Here is a 15943-nt window from a genome sequence, read left to right as displayed (position 1 = left end):
ACAAAATTTGCTCATCAAAACAGGCCGAATATACGTATGCAGTTTTATCCTGATTACCCAAAATAACAGAAACCCCACTTGCAGAAAGCGAGGTGTCCATATATGCTTGCAGCGAGTCGGTGGAGCAGGCCATTTGTCCGTCTTTTACATAATTATGAATCCGCCTCTATGCGTAACAGCTCACTGCCTTCGGCTACCTGGCTGCCTTGGCGATAATACAGCTCGGCCACCCTGCCCGCGGTGGGAGCACGAATGGCGTGCTCCATTTTCATTGCCTCCATAATCAACAGTGTTTGGCCTGCCTCGATCGTGTCGCCCACGGCTACCTTAAGCTGGCTGATCACACCCGGCATGGGGGCCTGCAGGCTGTCGGCCGCGGCGTGTGCGCTGGATGAAAATTGCGGGCGAGCCAGCTGTATATCGAAGCGCTCCCCCTGATAAAACAACCACAACTGATCCTGGTGCCGAGCGAGATAGCAGCGCAGTGGCCGCTGATCCAGCACCGCGTCCAGTTGGTCTTCGGTCAGGGTAGCGGTAAGGGTGTGTTGTGCATCATCCAGCTGCATCTGCCAGCCATCTGTTTGCGGGCTTACCGTCAGTCGATGCGTTTTCTCCTCCTGCACCAGTTCAACCATGCGCCGGGCGGGCAGATTGAGCCACCAGCCCTGATGGTCGGCAAAGGGTGAGCAGTCTGCATTTTTTTGCGTTGTCCGCTCGCTTAACAGTAAAAAGGCAGCCGCCAGCGCCAGCTGTTGCGAACAACTCAATGCCGCCGGCGCAGACAGCTCGGCCTCATGTTCGGCAATAAAGCGGGTGTGTAACTCGGCGTTGTGCAAGGCCGGCAAGGCCACTAAACGGGTCAAGAAGCCGACGTTGGTGCGCACGCCGCCAATGCGATATTCGGCCAGCGCGCGGGCCAAATGGCGCAGTGCGCCTGAGCGGGTGGGGGCCCAGACGATCAACTTGGCGATCAAGGGGTCATAATAAATGCCGATGCAGTCGCCCTGGCGAACACCGGTATCCAGTCTAATCACGGGACCATAAGTCGAGGGGGTCGTGGGTGGTTCATGCAGATAGTGCAAGTGGCCGGCGGCAGGTAAAAATTGCCGGGCCGGATCTTCGGCATACACCCGTACTTCAATGGCGTGGCCTTGAATGGTGACCTGGGATTGGCTTAACGGCAAGGGCTGACCGGCAGCAATGCGCAGCTGCCAGTCGACTAAATCGAGTCCGGTAATCAGCTCAGTCACCGGATGCTCCACTTGCAGCCGGGTATTCATTTCCATAAAGAAGAACTGGCCGTCGTCGAGATATAAAAACTCCACCGTGCCGGCGCCGCAATAATCGATGGCCAGGGCTGCTCGCACCGCCGCCTCGCCCATGGCAATGGCAATGTCGTGCGGCAAGTCAGGCGCCGGCGCCTCTTCAATCACTTTTTGCTGGCGTCGTTGCAGCGAGCAATCGCGCTGGCCCAGGTAAATTCCCTGACCAAACATGTCACAAAAAATCTGTACTTCTATATGGCGAGCTTGAGGTAGGTAGCGCTCCAGCAGCATGGCATCGTCGCCAAAGGCGGCTCTGGCTTCCCGCTTGGCGGCGGCCAGCGCCTCATCAAATTCGCTCAATTGTTCGACCAGCCGCATGCCCTTGCCGCCGCCACCGGCCACGGCCTTCAGCAACAGCGGAAACCCGCAGCGTTCGGCGGCCTGGCGTAATAGAACCGGATCCTGCAGATCTTCATGAAAGCCAGGAACGACTGGCACGCCGGCGGCGCTCATCAGGGTTTTGGCCGCCGACTTGGAGCCCATGGCGCTGATGGCCGCAGCGGGCGGGCCGATAAAAACAATGCCTTGTTCGGTACAGGCTCGGGCAAAGTCGGCATTTTCCGATAAAAAGCCATAACCCGGGTGTATCGCCTCGGCGCCACTGGCCTTGGCAATTTCCAGCAATCTATCCTGCCTGAGGTAACTGTCGGTGGCAGGGGCCGGACCCAGATACCAGGCCTCATCTGCCTCTGCTACATGAATAGCATCCGCGTCGGCGGCGGAATACACGGCCAAAGTAGCTATGCCAAGTTGGCGGCAGGTACGGATGATGCGACAGGCAATTTCGCCTCTGTTGGCAATCAATATTTTGTTAAACAGGCGGGCAGCAGTGGCATCAGGCATTGTCATCCTCCCAGGCGGCGGGTCTTTGTTGCAAGAAGGCGCTTAACCCTTGCTGCGCTTCGTCGCTAACGCGCACCTCGGCCAGGCGCTGGGCGCTGCGCTCGATGAGCTCGGCAGTGATGGGCTGCTCGGCTAGCTGTTGTAACCAATGCTTGGCGGCGCTCATGGCGGCGGGGCCGTTGCGTAATAGCGAACCAATGAGCTCGGCGGCCGCGTCATTCAGGCTCTGCGCTGGGGCGGCGGTACAATGGATCAAGCCCAATCGCTCGGCGGCTGGAGCGGTGATCACTTCGGCGGTGAGCAAATAGCGCCTGGCCTGACGTTGCCCCATGGCGCGCAATACATAGGGGCTGATGGTGGCGGGGATCAGTCCCAATCGTACTTCACTGAAGCAGAAACGACTGTTGGCGCTCGCGACAACCAGGTCGCAGCAGCTGATAATCCCCAGGGCACCGCCATAGGCCGCACCTTGCACCAGCGCCAGTACGGGATGAGCAAAGACATCGATCTGCTGTAATAACCTGGCCAGCTTACGTGCATCCGCGACATTCTGCTCTTGGGTCAGCTGGCGAGCCTGTTGCATCCAGTTAAGATCGGCACCGGCGCTAAAGTGCTTGCCAAGGCTTTTGATGATCAGCAACCGTAACGAGGGAATATTCTCGGCCTGGCGCAAGGCGTCGGCCATGGCGTCGATCATGCTTTCGTTCAGCGCATTACCTTGTTCGGGTCGATTGAGAATCAACTCAACCACTCCATTTGGACGGGCTTCAAGTAATACCGGATCGCTCATCTCGCCTCCTACATGCGAAACACCCCAAACCGGGTGTCGGGGATGGGGCGGTTCAGTGCCACGGCCAGACTCATGGCCAGTACGCGGCGACTGTCGACGGGGTCAATCACGCCGTCGTCCCATAAACGGGCGCTGGCATACCAGGGATGACCTTGTTGTTCGTAGCGTTTGATAATGGGCGCCTTGAAGTTGTCTTCGTCGGTCTGGCTCCAGCATTCACCGGCTTTTTCTTTGGCGTGTCGCCGCACAGTTGCGAGCACGCCGGCGGCTTGCTCCCCGCCCATCACCGAGATGCGGGCGTTGGGCCACAGCCACACAAAATCGGGGTCAAAGGCCCGGCCACACATGCCATAGTTACCGGCACCAAAACTGCCGCCGATAATCAGAGTGATCTTGGGTACCTTGGCGCAGGCCACCGCCATCACCAACTTGGCACCGTGCTTGGCTATGCCTTCGGCCTCGTATTTTTTACCCACCATAAAGCCGGTAATGTTTTGCAAAAACAGCAAGGGGATGCCGCGCTGGCAACAGAGCTCGATAAAGTGCGCGCCCTTTTGCGCCGACTCGCTGAATAAAATGCCATTGTTGGCAATAATGCCCACCGCATAGCCATGCAGATGCGCAAAGCCGGTGACCAGACTGCTGCCATAATCGCGTTTGAATTCATCGAAGGCCGAGTCATCGATCAGCCGGGCAATCACGGCGCGCACATCCATGGCCTTGCGCAAATCGGTACCGGCGATGCCGTACAACTGCTCAGTGGGATAGCGAGGGGGCAGGGGCGCTTGTGCGGGAGATGGCAGCGGGGAACGACGCAAGTTGGCCACCAGTCGGCGTGTCAGCCACAGCGCATGGCGGTCGTTTTCTGCGATATGATCCGCCACCCCCGATTGCTGGGTATGCACCTCGGCGCCGCCCAGCGCGTCGGCACTCACCACTTCGCCGGTGGCCGCCTGTACCAGGGGCGGGCCGCCCAAAAAAATGGTGCCCTGATGGCGCACTATGATGGACTCGTCTGCCATGGCCGGTACATAGGCGCCACCGGCGGTACACAAGCCCATCACCACCGCCAGCTGCGGGATATTGGCGGCCGACATGCGCGCCTGATTGAAGAAGATGCGGCCAAAATGATCGCGATCGGGAAACACCTCGGCCTGACTGGGTAAATGCGCGCCGCCCGAGTCGACCAGATAAATGCAGGGCAGGTGACAGCGTTCGGCAATTTCCTGAGCGCGCAAGTGTTTCTTGACCGTTAGCGGATAATAGGTGCCGCCTTTTACCGTGGCGTCGTTGGCGACAACCATGCACTCGATACCGCTAACGCGGCCAATGCCGGTGAGCAGGCCCGCAGCAGGCACCGCCTCGTCATACACCTGATGGGCGGCCAGCGGCGACAGCTCCAGAAAAGACGCGCCTGGGTCGAGCAGCTCGCGAATACGTTCGCGGGCCAACAGCTTGCCCCTTTGCCGGTGGCGGGCCTGATTGGCTTCGCCGCCGCCTTCGGCAATCTGGGCCACCAAGGTGTGCAGCGCCGCCACTTCTGCCGCCATGGCCTGATGATTGGCCTTGAATTCATACGCGTCGGGATTGATGTTATCAGGCAGTATCGTCATCCAGGACTCCTGCAGGTGCTTACGTGTTATTTATCAAACCTAAAAACGCTCTCGCCACGGAATCCACGGAACCCACGGAAAAATGAAGATGAAGACCAGGAGCTAACGTTTACTTTCCCCATTCCCCATTCCCCATTCCCCATTCCCCATTCCCCATTCCCCATTCCCCATTCCCCATTCCCCATTCCCCATTCCCCATTCCCCATTCCCTTGTCTCTTTTCTCTTTAGATTTCGTGCATTAGCCTGGCATCATCTGTTGTGTACTAACTCGCGGCCAATCAGCATGCGGCGGATTTCCGAGGTACCGGCACCAATTTCGTATAACTTGGCGTCGCGCAACAGGCGACCGGCGGCAAACTCATTGATGTAGCCATTGCCGCCCAACAGTTGAATGGTATCCAGTGCCAGTCGAGTAGCGGTTTCGGCCGCCAGTAAAATTACCCCGGCGGCGTCTTTGCGAGACAGCTGACCTTTATCTGCCGCCATGGCAGTCATATAGGTATAGCAGCGGGCGGCATTCATGTGGGTATACATATCGGCCAGTTTGCCTTGCACCAGCTGAAATTCGCCGATGGCCTGGCCAAACTGCTTGCGCTCGCGCACATAGGGCAGGGCCAGATCCATGGCTGCCTGCATAATGCCCAGCGGGCCGCCGGCCAGTACCAGGCGCTCGTAATCCAGGCCGCTCATCAGCACTTCAACGCCGCCATTAAGCGGACCCAGCAGATTGGCTTTGGGCACACGGCAATTTTGAAACACCAGCTCGCAGGTGCTGGAGCCGCGCATGCCGAGTTTGTCTAACTTTTGCGCATGGCTGAAGCCCGGGGTACCGCGCTCGACAATAAAGGCACTGATGCCACGCGCATCGGCCTGGCTGTCGGTTTTGGCGTACACCACCACGACCTGGGCTTCGGGACCATTGGTGATCCACATCTTGTTGCCGTTCAACACAAAATGATCGCCATCGGCGCGGGCCTGCAGCTTCATCGACACCACATCGGATCCGGCTCCCGGCTCCGACATCGCCAGGGCGCCTATGTGCTCACCGCTGAGCAGCGCCGGTAAATACTGCTGCTTTTGCTGCTCGCTGCCGTGGCGATGAATTTGATTCACACACAGGTTGGAGTGCGCGCCATAGGACAAACCGACAGAGGCGGAGGCGCGGCTCAGCTCTTCCATGGCCAGCACATGCGCCAGATACCCCATGTTAACCCCGCCATACTCTTCGGCCACCGTAATGCCAAACAGTCCCATTTCGCCCAGCTTGGGCCATAGCTCAATGGGGAAGCGATTGTCTTGGTCAATGGCTGCGGCCAGTGGCGCAATTTCATGGGCGGCAAAGGCAGCCACCTGCGCGCGCAGCATCACCAGGGTGTCATCCAGCCCCATATTTAGCGGCGAACAGTTCAATGGCGAATAAGACGTCATGGCATCCTCCTGTATGACAGCGGCCTGTTCAATAAAACCAATGTCTGGTTTCGTTTGTTACCGTTTTTCTGCCATTAACTATAGTTGTCATGGGGCAATCGGGTTCGACTAAACTTGAAAACAGACCCAGCGCCAAAGACGTGAATAATTCAGGGTACTTGCTTCTTTAAAGGGCACCGGCGAGTCGCTGGTAACGAGTCGGTGCCATATAAGGCATAGCTTAGCTGAGGAATATCTGACCATGAACAAAGAAGATATCGTCATCGTCGGCGCTGCGCGTACGCCCATGGGAGCCCTGCTTGGCGAGCTCAGTTCGGTGTCGGCACCTGCGCTTGGCGCCGCGGCCATTGCCGCCGCCGTACACAGGGCGGGGGTAAAGCCGGAACAGGTCGATGAAGTGCTTATGGGCTGTGTTCTGTCGGCCGGATTGGGCCAGGCACCGGCGCGCCAGGCCGTCCTGGCGGCGGGGTTACCAAACAGCGTACCTTGTACTACGGTCAATAAAATGTGTGGCTCGGGCATGAAAGCCGTGATGCTGGCGCATGACCAGCTCAAGTCGGGCAGCAGCTCGCTGATGGTGGCTGGCGGCATGGAAAGCATGAGCCAGGCACCTTACTTGTTGCCCAAGGCGAGAGCCGGGCTGCGCATGGGGCACGCCAGCCTGCTGGATCATCTGTTTTTGGATGGCCTGGAAGATGCCTATGAGGGCGGTTTGATGGGGGCTTTTGCCCAGCGCACCGCTGATCAGTTTGCCATCGGTCGCACCGCCATGGACGATTTCGCCCTGATGTCGCTCGCCCGCGCGCAGCACGCCATCGCCGGAGGGGACTTTGTCACCGAAATCACCCCGGTCAAGGTCGAGACACGCCACGGCAACACAGTGGTGAATGTGGACGAGCAACCGGGCAAGGCGAGGCCCGACAAAATACCCCACCTTAAACCCGCCTTCAGTCACAACGGCACCATTACCGCCGCCAACTCCAGTTCCATTTCCGACGGCGCCGCCGCCCTGGTGTTAACCACGGCAACTCAGGCTAAGGCCCTCGGCCTTGTACCGTGGGCGAGAGTGTTGGCCCATGCGACTCATGCCCAGCTGCCGGCAGAGTTTACACAGGCTCCTATTGGCGCCATCAAGAAGGTGCTAAGCAAGGTCGGCTGGCAGGCTGATGAAGTGGATTTATATGAAATAAATGAAGCCTTTGCCGTGGTGACCTTGCTGGCGATCAGCGAGCTGGGGCTGGATGAAAATAAAGTGAACGTCAATGGCGGCGCCTGCGCCCTGGGGCACCCCATAGGTGCTAGTGGGGCACGGATTCTGGTGACCCTGATCCATGCGCTGCGCCATCGCGGCCTGACCAGAGGTGTGGCGGCGCTGTGCATTGGCGGCGGCGAGGCCACCGCCGTGGCGCTGGAACTAGTCTAGTGGACATAATTCCAATTAAAAGGATGAAACCATGACGTATCAGATCCCGTTATCGATCAATGGCGCTCTGATGGCCAGCCAAACCGAGCAATGGCTGGAGGTGCATAATCCGGCTACCCAGAAAGTCATTGCTCGTCTGCCTTGTGCCACCGTTACAGAAATAACGGCTGCGGTGCAGGCTGCCAGCCAGGCGTTTATCCGCTGGCAAGCCACGCCCGTGCCGGAGCGGGCACGGCTGATGCTGAGTTATCAGGCGCTGCTCAAAGAACAGCACGAAGATATTGCCTATTTGCTGAGTCAGGACACCGGCAAAACCTTTGACGATGCCAAGGGCGATGTATGGCGCGGCATAGAAGTGGTGGAGCAGGCCGCCAATATTGCGGCGCTGAGCATGGGCGAAACCCAGATGAACGTGGCCAGCGGCGTGGACTGTTACAGTTTTAGCCAGCCGCTGGGCGTGTGTGTGGGCATAACGCCCTTTAACTTTCCCGCCATGATACCGCTGTGGATGTTTCCGCTGGCCATTGCCTGCGGTAACACCTTTGTTCTGAAACCGTCAGAGCAGGTGCCTTTGGTGCCGATGCGGCTGGCGGAGCTGTTTTATGAGGCCGGTGCGCCCAATGGGCTGTTACAGGTGATACACGGTGGCCAAGAGGTAGCCGAGCAATTGCTGGCGCAGCCAGAGGTACGTGCCGTGTCTTTTGTGGGCTCGGTAGCGGCGGGGCAGCAGGTGTATCGCGCGGCCACCCAGCAGCTAAAGCGGGCGCAGGTGTTTGCGGGGGCTAAAAATCATTTGGTGGTGTTGCCCGACGCCAACAAGCAGCAGGTCATCAATAACCTGGTGGGGGCCTCGGTGGGAGCGGCAGGGCAGCGTTGCATGGCGATTTCGGTGGCGGTGTTGGTGGGCAAGGCGGCCGATTGGCTGCCCGATTTAACCGAGGCCATGGCCAGGGTGAAGCCGGGCGTCTGGAATGATGCCAACGCCGGTTACGGCCCGTTAATCAGCCCAGCGGCGAAGAAAAGAGTGCTGGGTCTGATTGCCAGGGGTAAGCAGCAAGGGGCGACCTGCCTGCTGGATGGCAGCCAGGTAGAAGTGGCGGATTATCCCCATGGTAACTGGCTGGGCCCAACGTTATTCAGTGACGTCACCACCGACATGACCCTCTATAAAGAAGAGATTTTTGGCCCGGTGCTGTTGGTAATGACGGTAGACAGTCTGGCCGAGGCCATCGCCCTGGTGAACGCCAATCCCTATGGCAATGGCACCGCGATATTTACCGCCTCGGGTGCGGCGGCTCGCCAATATCAGCAGCAGGTTCAGGTGGGACAGGTGGGCATCAATGTGCCGATTCCCGTGCCCTTGCCGTTTTTCTCGTTCACCGGCTGGCGCAACTCTTTTTACGGTGACCTGCACGCCTACGGCAAACAGGCGGTGCGTTTTTATACCGAGACCAAAACCGTGACCGCCCGCTGGTTTGATGACGAAGCCTGCAGCGATCCAAACATGACGATAGACCTTAAGTGACCGCGGTCAGCCATAAGCTGTCAGCGGTAAGTAAATACCAAGTCAAAGACAAATACTGGCTGTTGTCGGCTTTGGGTTGTTTGGCCGTCTTCCTGATGAACATCAGGATCTCGGTTTTTCATTAGGGGTTTATGGGCTTGCTCTGGTCTTGGTATTTTCTGACCGCTAACTGCTTACAGCTGAATGCTTTTTTCAGGAGGGTTTATGGACTTTGAACTGAGTGATGAGCAGCGGGCCTTCGTTGAGTTGGCCGAGGGCTTTGCCCGACACGAACTTGAGCCCCATGCCGCCGCCTGGGACAAAGACCATCATTTTCCTGTCGATGTGTTGCAGCACGCGGGGGCGCTGGGCTTTTGTGCCCTTTATACCCCAGAAGCCGCCGGTGGCCTGGGGCTGAGTCGACTCGATGCCAGCCTGATTTTCGAGCGCCTGGCCATGGGCTGTACCTCCACCACTGCCTTTCTCACCATTCATAATATGGTCACCTGGATGGTGGCCAGTTTTGGCACATCAGCGGTCTGGTCGCGCTTTGGTGAGGGGCTGACCTGCGGGCAGCTATTGGCCTCTTATTGTTTAACCGAAGCCAATGCCGGATCCGATGCGGCGGCACTGACGACGCGGGCACAACGGGTCGGGGAGCATTATCAACTGACCGGCAGCAAGATGTTTATTTCCGGCGCCGGCAGCACTCAGGTGCTGGTGGTGATGGCACGTACGGGCGGGACAGGAGCCAGGGGGATTTCTGCCTTGGTACTGGATGCCAACAGCCCGGGAATAGAATACGGTCGCGCCGAACACAAAATGGGCTGGAATAGCCAGCCAACCCGTACCGTGACCTTTAATCAGGTCAAGGTGCCCGCCGATCAGTTGCTGGGGCAAGAGGGCGAAGGCTTTCTCATCGCCATGAAAGGGCTGGATGGCGGGCGCATCAATATTGCCAGTTGCTCGCTGGGCACGGCGCAGCAGGCGCTCAACAAAGCCCGGCAATATATGCAGGAGCGCAGCCAGTTTGGCCGCAAGCTGGCCGAGTTTCAGGCGTTGCAGTTTACTCTGGCCGACATGGCGACCGAGCTGGTGGCTGCCCGGCAACTGGTGCGCTTTGCGGCCAGCAAGCTGGATGGGGCGCACCCGGATGCCGGTACTTATTGCGCCATGGCCAAGCGTTTTGCCACCGATGTGGGTTTCAAGGTTTGTGATCAGGCGCTGCAGCTGTATGGCGGCTACGGTTATATCAAGGAGTATCCACTGGAACGCTACCTGCGCGATACCCGGGTGCATCGCATTCTGGAAGGCACCAACGAGATCATGAAACTGCTGATTGCCAGGCGGATACTGGCGGAAGGAAGCGGGGAGTTGTGACGGTGATTGTGGAAAAGGGGCACAAGTCGGACAAAGACCTGCTCCTCCGACACGCTGTGGATACTTCCATGTACGCTCTCCGTTTCATCCCTGAAACGGAAGGTCGGCGGAGCAGATCTCTTTGCCCTCCTCATGGCCGCAGAGTCGTCTGAAGACACCGCCAACAGGCGACTCCGAGTCATTCAAGGGATAACAGGGACTTCCTCCGCCGACCGTCACATGCCATGGATGGCATGTGTGAGCTTACACTGATGTACTCGTAGCGTGTCGGTAGAGGTGGCCCTGTTTCCCCTGAGGCATAGGTATGAGGCTATAAGGAGAATGCATGAGCAGCTTGATCATCGAGGAATACGCCACTGAAGGTGGTAATCGCATCGGCCATATCCGGCTGAATGCCGAACGCAGTCTCAATGCCCTGACCTTGACGATGATAGAGCAGATGCTGCCGATTCTGACAGCCTGGCAGCGGGATCCGCAGCTGGTGGCGGTGCTGCTGGATGGGGCCGGTGACAGGGCCTTCTGCGCCGGGGGGGATGTGGTGAGTCTGTATCACGCCATGGTTAATGCCGGGCCTACCGATGAGCGGGGATTGACGCCTATCCCCGAGTTGGCGGTACGTTTTTTTGAGCAGGAATATCGGCTCGATTACCTGTTGCATACCTTTGGCAAGCCGGTGCTGTGCTGGGGCGGCGGCATCGTTATGGGCGGCGGCATGGGGCTGTTGATGGCCAGCTCGCATCGCATCGTCACCGAGACCAGTCGGCTGGCGATGCCGGAGGCGGCCATAGGGCTGTATCCGGATGTGGGGGGCAGCTGGTTTCTCAATCGGTTGCCGCCGGGGTTGGGGGAGTTTATTGCCCTTACCGGGTGCGCCATTAATGCCCGTGATGCTGACTGGTTGGGGTGGGGCAATCGGATGATTGCGACCGATAAAAGGGAGCAGTTGCTGCCCGCCCTGCTGGCAATAACAGACTGGTGCCAGCCCGAGGTGGCGGTGAATGGGGTGTTACGCCAGTTCGAGGCTGCTTCGGTGGCGGCCTTTGCCGATTTGCCTGCTCCCTTGCAATCTCATCAGTCGCAGATCCGTCGGCTGCTGGATAAAGACCAGTTGCAAGACCAGGTGGCGGCGTTAGTTGGCGCTGAGAGTGACGATCCCTGGTATCACAAGGTTCAGCAAAATCTGGCGGCAGGCAGCCCGCTGGCCATGGCGGTGATTGCCAAGCAATTGCGCCGCTGTCGGCATTGTTCGTTGGCGGAAGTCTTTCAAAAAGAATTGGCGCTGTCGGTGCAGTTGTGCCGGTGTCGAGAATTTGCTGAAGGGGTACGGGCGCGATTGATCGACAAGGATCAGTTGCCTGACTGGACTTTCAGCAGTCTGGCGCAGGTGGACGACTCGCTGCTGAACGCGCTGTTCGAGTCACCCTGGGCGATGAGTCCACTGATGGACTTGTAACGGAGGTTTCTATGAAGGCCAACATCGCATTTATCGGCTTGGGCAATATGGGCGCGCCCATGGTGGCCAATTTGCTGCAGGCGGGGCACAGGGTGCAGGTCTTTGATCTGCAAGCCGAAGCCATGGCGCGAGTGAGCAAGTTAGGTGCAGTGCCCGCCGGCTCTGCGCTAGCCGCCGTAGAACAGGCCGAGGTGGTGATCACCATGTTGCAAACCGGTGCTCAGGTGGAGGCCGTGTACATGAGTGGCCAGCAGTCTTTGTTTGCCGCTATGTCGGTCAATACACTGGTCATCGACTGCTCCACCATAGAGGCCAGCACCGCCAAGACCATGGCAGACAAGGCCGTCGAACATGGGCTGGATTTTCTCGACGCACCCGTTTCCGGTGGCGTGGCGGGCGCCCAAGCCGGCACCCTGACCTTTATCGTGGGCGGTTCGGCGGCGCAGTTTGCTCGGGCTCAGCCGGTATTAAGCCTGATGGGGAGCAAGGTGCTGCATGCGGGCGGTCACGGAGCCGGGCAAATGGCCAAGGCCTGCAATAACATGTTGTTGGCGGTGCAAATGGCCGGCACCTGCGAAGCGCTGAACATGGGCATCAATAATGGCCTGGATCCTCGGGTGCTGTCCGAGATCATGCAACAAAGCTCGGGGGATAATTGGGTGCTGCAACACTACAACCCGGTGCCGGGCGTCATGGACAAGGTACCGGCTGCACAGAGCTACAGTGGAGGTTTTAAAGTCCGATTGATGTGCAAGGATCTGGACCTGGCCATGGATCTTGGTCGGGAAACTCGCTCGCCGGTGCCCATGGGGGCGGCGGCCAAGGCGCTGTTCGATCTCCATCAGGTGGCAGGAGCCGAGGAGCTCGACTTTTCCAGCCTGTTGACCCTATTTCAGAAGAAAGGGTATCAAAAGAAAGGGTTTCAAAAGAAAGAGCCTCAGCAGAAATAGTCCCAGCAGGAAAGGTTAAGCAGCAATAGTCAGCGCCCGGTTGCCGATAGGCAAACACGAGCAAGAGTAACAGGAGAGTCGCGATGGACATCAAAGGCAAGGTGGTCGCCATTACCGGCGCCGGAAGAGGCCTGGGTCAGGCAATGGCGCTGCATCTGGCAGCAAAGGGCGCCGTGCTGGCGCTGCTTGACAACAATGAACAGGATTTGGCAAAAACCGGCGAAATGATCGCGGCCAAAGGGGCGCGGGTCGGCGTATACCTGTGTGATATCAGCGATGAAGAGCAGGTGGTGCAGACCTTTGGCCAACTGGTGCGAGAACTGCACGGGCTACAACTATTGGTCAATAATGCCGGCCTGATGCAAGACGCGCTGCTGGTGAAATGGCAAGACGGAAAATTGGTCAGCAAGATGAGCCTGACGCAGTGGCAGTCGGTGCTGGAGGTGAATCTGACCGGTACTTTTCTCTGTGGCCGAGAGGCGGCGGCGCACATGGCCGAGCTGGACAAGGGCGGCCTGATTGTAAACATCTCCTCGGTGGCGCGGGCGGGTAATCGTGGCCAAAGTAATTATTCGGCGACCAAAGCCGGCGTGGCGGCACTGGTGGTGTGCTGGGCGGGAGAGCTCAGTCGTTACGGCATCCGGGTGGCCGGCATAGCGCCCGGTGCCATTGCCACCGAGATGACGGCACAAATGAAGCCCGAGGTCATGGCAAGACTAACTCGGCAGATCCCTGCAGGGCGACTGGCCGAGATCGATGAACTGGTGCACAGCCTGCAATACATCATAGACAACGACTACTTTCACGGCCGGATACTGGAAATGGACGGCGGACTCAGGTTGTACCCCATTTTTGTCAACTGTCCTTGTGCTCTGCTAGGGTAACAACGATAGCAAGCATCGGTAATGACACCGCAAACAGCAAGGAGGTGACATGTCAGCCAGTCCTACAAAAACCGCCATTCTCTATCGCATGGTCATGCCCAAGCATATCTGCCCTTATGGCCTCAAATCGAAAGACCTGCTGGAGCGCCGGGGATTTAAGGTGGAAGACCATCACTTGAGTACACGAGCAGAAACCGACGCCTTTATGGAAGAGCATGGGGTGGATACCACGCCGCAAACCTTTATTTCGGATAAGCGCATCGGTGGTTATGAGGAATTAAGAGTGTATCTGGGGGAGATAAAACCCGAAACCGAGCGCTCCGAGACGTCTTATCAACCGGTGATTGCTATTTTTGCCATGGCGCTGCTGATGGCGTTGGGCTTGTCCTGGTACAGTTTCGCCAATCTATTTACCTGGCGTGCATTCGAGTGGTTTATTGCCATCGCCATGTGTCTGCTTGCTCTGCAAAAATTGCAGGATGTAGAGCGCTTTTCCATCATGTTTCTCAATTACGATTTGCTGGCGCAGCGTTGGGTGCCCTACGGCAAGCTATATCCGTTTGGCGAAGCCTTGGCGGGTATTTTAATGACCGCCGGCACCTTGCTCTGGCTGGCTTCTCCCGTGGCGATCGTTATTGGTACTATTGGCGCCGTGTCGGTGATCAAGGCGGTTTATATCGATAAACGCGAATTGAAGTGCGCGTGCGTAGGAGGAGACAGCAAGGTGCCCCTGGGATTTATATCCCTCACAGAAAACCTGCTGATGCTGGGCATGGGCTGTTGGATGTTGATCAAAAATTGGCTGATGTAAGCTCGATCTACAACGAGTAGAAGGTTGATAGAACTAAAGTATAACTTGTTTAGTACAGAAAATAAGCGTAATATTTTTGCATCGCAATACATGCGGAAGTGTCTTGCGTTAAACAGAGTTAATCACAAAAAATAATAATAATTACTGCCATGTCCCTGAATGTATTGATTCTTTTCGGTCATTAGAATCACTGCCTTCAGGGATTTTTTTATGCCTTTTTTCGCCATCCGCTTGCGGTTACATATTGGGGTAATTGGGCCCACTGCCACCTTCTGGTGGCGTCCAGCGGATGTTCTGTGCCGGATCCTTGATGTCGCAGGCCTTGCAATGCACGCAGTTGGCGGCATTGATTTGAAAGTGAGGCTCACCGGCCTGAGTCACTATCTCGTAGACGCCCGCAGGGCAGTAGCGCTGGGCCGGCTCCTGGTACAGGGGCAGATTGCTTTGCAGGGGAATCTGCGGATCCGCCAATCGTAAATGGCAGGGTTGATCTTCATGGTGGCTGGTATTGGCTAAATACACCGACGACAAACGATCGAAAGACACGACTCCATCGGGCCTGGCATAAGGGATTTTCGAGTGCCGGTCGGCCGGCTCAAGCCGAACGTGATCGGGCGTGCGGTCATGCAGTGCAAACGGCAGCTTGCCCCCCAGCCAGTTATGATGAAGGTAATTGAATGCGCCGCCCAACCATGGGCCTAATTTGTGCAGTGCAGGGATGAAGCTCTTGCTTTGCTCCAGCTCTTTCCGTAACCAGCTGGCCTTGAATGCGCGATTAAAATGCGCCTGAGTGGCCTGATGGTTGATCTGCGGATCCGTCAGGCTGTTGAACAGGGTGTCGGCCGCCAGCATGCCGGATTTCATGGCGGTATGAATCCCTTTTATCTTGCCGCCATTCAGGGTGCCGGCATTACAACCCAGTAGCATGGCACCCGGCATGGTCATGCGCGGCAACGAATTCAGGCCGCCCTTGGTGAGCGCGCGAGCACCAAAGGCCAGGCGCTTACCGTCATATAGATAGCGCGCCAGCAGGGGGTGATGCTTAAGGCGCTGAAACTCGTCAAACGGACTGAGCCAGGGATTGCGATAGTTGAGATCGACAATCAAGCCCACCGCCAGCTGTTGATTATCGCCGTGATACATGAAAAAGCCGCCTTGGGCATCAGTCAACGGCCAGCCGCTGCCGTGGATCACCAGCCCGGGTCGATGACGTTCGGGCGAAACCTGCCACAGTTCTTTGATGCCCAGCGCATAATGTTGCGGGTCTCGTCCTTCATCCAGCTTGAAGCGGTCAATCAGCTCCTTGCCGATATGGCCACGGCTGCCTTCGGCAAACAGGGTATAAGGAGCGCGCAGCTCCATGCCCGGCACATGATTTGTCTTAGCAGTCCAGTCGGCTGCCACCCCCAGGTCTCCGGTTAATACCCCGCACACACTTATATGGACACCTCGCTTTCTGCAAGTGGGGTTTCTGTTATTTTGGGTAATCAGGATAAAACTGCATACGTATATTCGGCCTGTTTTGATGAGCAAATTTT

General features: G+C 57.6%; 11 protein-coding genes and 1 pseudogene. 7 read left to right on the top strand and 5 right to left on the bottom strand.

Annotated features, from left to right (window positions below; genetic code table 11):
* Positions 1-152: 152 nt before the first annotated feature.
* From IEW52_RS14790 to IEW52_RS14775, 4 genes are all read right to left on the bottom strand, one after another.
* The gene (locus IEW52_RS14790; RefSeq protein WP_194468893.1) at positions 153-2168 is read right to left on the bottom strand and encodes an acetyl/propionyl/methylcrotonyl-CoA carboxylase subunit alpha; all 2016 of its coding nucleotides are present in this window, start codon (positions 2166-2168) and stop codon (positions 153-155) included.
* Entirely contained in the window at positions 2161-2958 is a 798-nt protein-coding gene (locus IEW52_RS14785) for an enoyl-CoA hydratase-related protein (protein ID WP_188630853.1), read from the bottom strand. The genes IEW52_RS14790 and IEW52_RS14785 overlap by 8 nt, the downstream gene beginning before the upstream one ends.
* 8 nt (positions 2959-2966) lie before the next feature.
* Positions 2967-4571: a carboxyl transferase domain-containing protein gene (locus IEW52_RS14780; RefSeq protein WP_188630852.1), complete on the bottom strand. Its 1605-nt coding sequence runs from the start codon at positions 4569-4571 to the stop codon at positions 2967-2969.
* A gap of 250 nt (positions 4572-4821) precedes the next feature.
* The gene (locus tag IEW52_RS14775) at positions 4822-5961 is read right to left on the bottom strand and encodes an isovaleryl-CoA dehydrogenase (protein ID WP_308424536.1); all 1140 of its coding nucleotides are present in this window, start codon (positions 5959-5961) and stop codon (positions 4822-4824) included.
* A 280-nt stretch (positions 5962-6241) separates the two neighbouring features.
* Here IEW52_RS14775 and IEW52_RS14770 point away from each other — a divergent pair, with 280 nt between their 5' ends.
* The 7 genes from IEW52_RS14770 to IEW52_RS14740 all read left to right on the top strand — a co-directional run bounded on the left by IEW52_RS14770 (position 6242) and on the right by IEW52_RS14740 (position 14405).
* A complete protein-coding gene (locus tag IEW52_RS14770) occupies positions 6242-7423 on the top strand; it encodes an acetyl-CoA C-acyltransferase (protein WP_188630850.1) in 1182 nt (393 codons plus the stop codon).
* A gap of 31 nt (positions 7424-7454) precedes the next feature.
* Positions 7455-8948, top strand: coding sequence for a CoA-acylating methylmalonate-semialdehyde dehydrogenase (locus IEW52_RS14765; protein ID WP_188630849.1), 1494 nt, complete (start codon positions 7455-7457; stop codon positions 8946-8948).
* 204 nt (positions 8949-9152) lie between these two features.
* Complete coding sequence (locus IEW52_RS14760; RefSeq protein WP_188630848.1) at positions 9153-10307, top strand: acyl-CoA dehydrogenase family protein; 1155 nt, start codon at positions 9153-9155, stop codon at positions 10305-10307.
* Positions 10308-10632: 325 nt separating this feature from the next.
* Positions 10633-11760, top strand: coding sequence for an enoyl-CoA hydratase/isomerase family protein (locus tag IEW52_RS14755; protein WP_188630847.1), 1128 nt, complete (start codon positions 10633-10635; stop codon positions 11758-11760).
* Between the two features lie 11 nt (positions 11761-11771).
* On the top strand, positions 11772-12710 hold the full coding sequence (mmsB, locus tag IEW52_RS14750; protein ID WP_188630846.1) for a 3-hydroxyisobutyrate dehydrogenase: 939 nt from the start codon (positions 11772-11774) through the stop codon (positions 12708-12710).
* An 83-nt stretch (positions 12711-12793) separates the two neighbouring features.
* Positions 12794-13594, top strand: coding sequence for an SDR family NAD(P)-dependent oxidoreductase (locus IEW52_RS14745; RefSeq protein WP_188630845.1), 801 nt, complete (start codon positions 12794-12796; stop codon positions 13592-13594).
* A gap of 49 nt (positions 13595-13643) precedes the next feature.
* The gene (locus tag IEW52_RS14740) at positions 13644-14405 is read left to right on the top strand and encodes a MauE/DoxX family redox-associated membrane protein (RefSeq protein WP_229667979.1); all 762 of its coding nucleotides are present in this window, start codon (positions 13644-13646) and stop codon (positions 14403-14405) included.
* 237 nt (positions 14406-14642) lie between these two features.
* On the opposite strand, the pseudogene IEW52_RS14735 reads toward IEW52_RS14740, so the two are convergent.
* Positions 14643-15839 (bottom strand): annotated as a pseudogene (locus IEW52_RS14735) (electron transfer flavoprotein-ubiquinone oxidoreductase); the annotation flags it as partial.
* Positions 15840-15943 lie beyond the last annotated feature (104 nt).

Source organism: Oceanisphaera marina, from assembly GCF_014643915.1.
Classification (GTDB): domain Bacteria; phylum Pseudomonadota; class Gammaproteobacteria; order Enterobacterales; family Aeromonadaceae; genus Oceanimonas; species Oceanimonas marina.
This window is presented reverse-complemented; position numbering and strand designations above follow the sequence as displayed.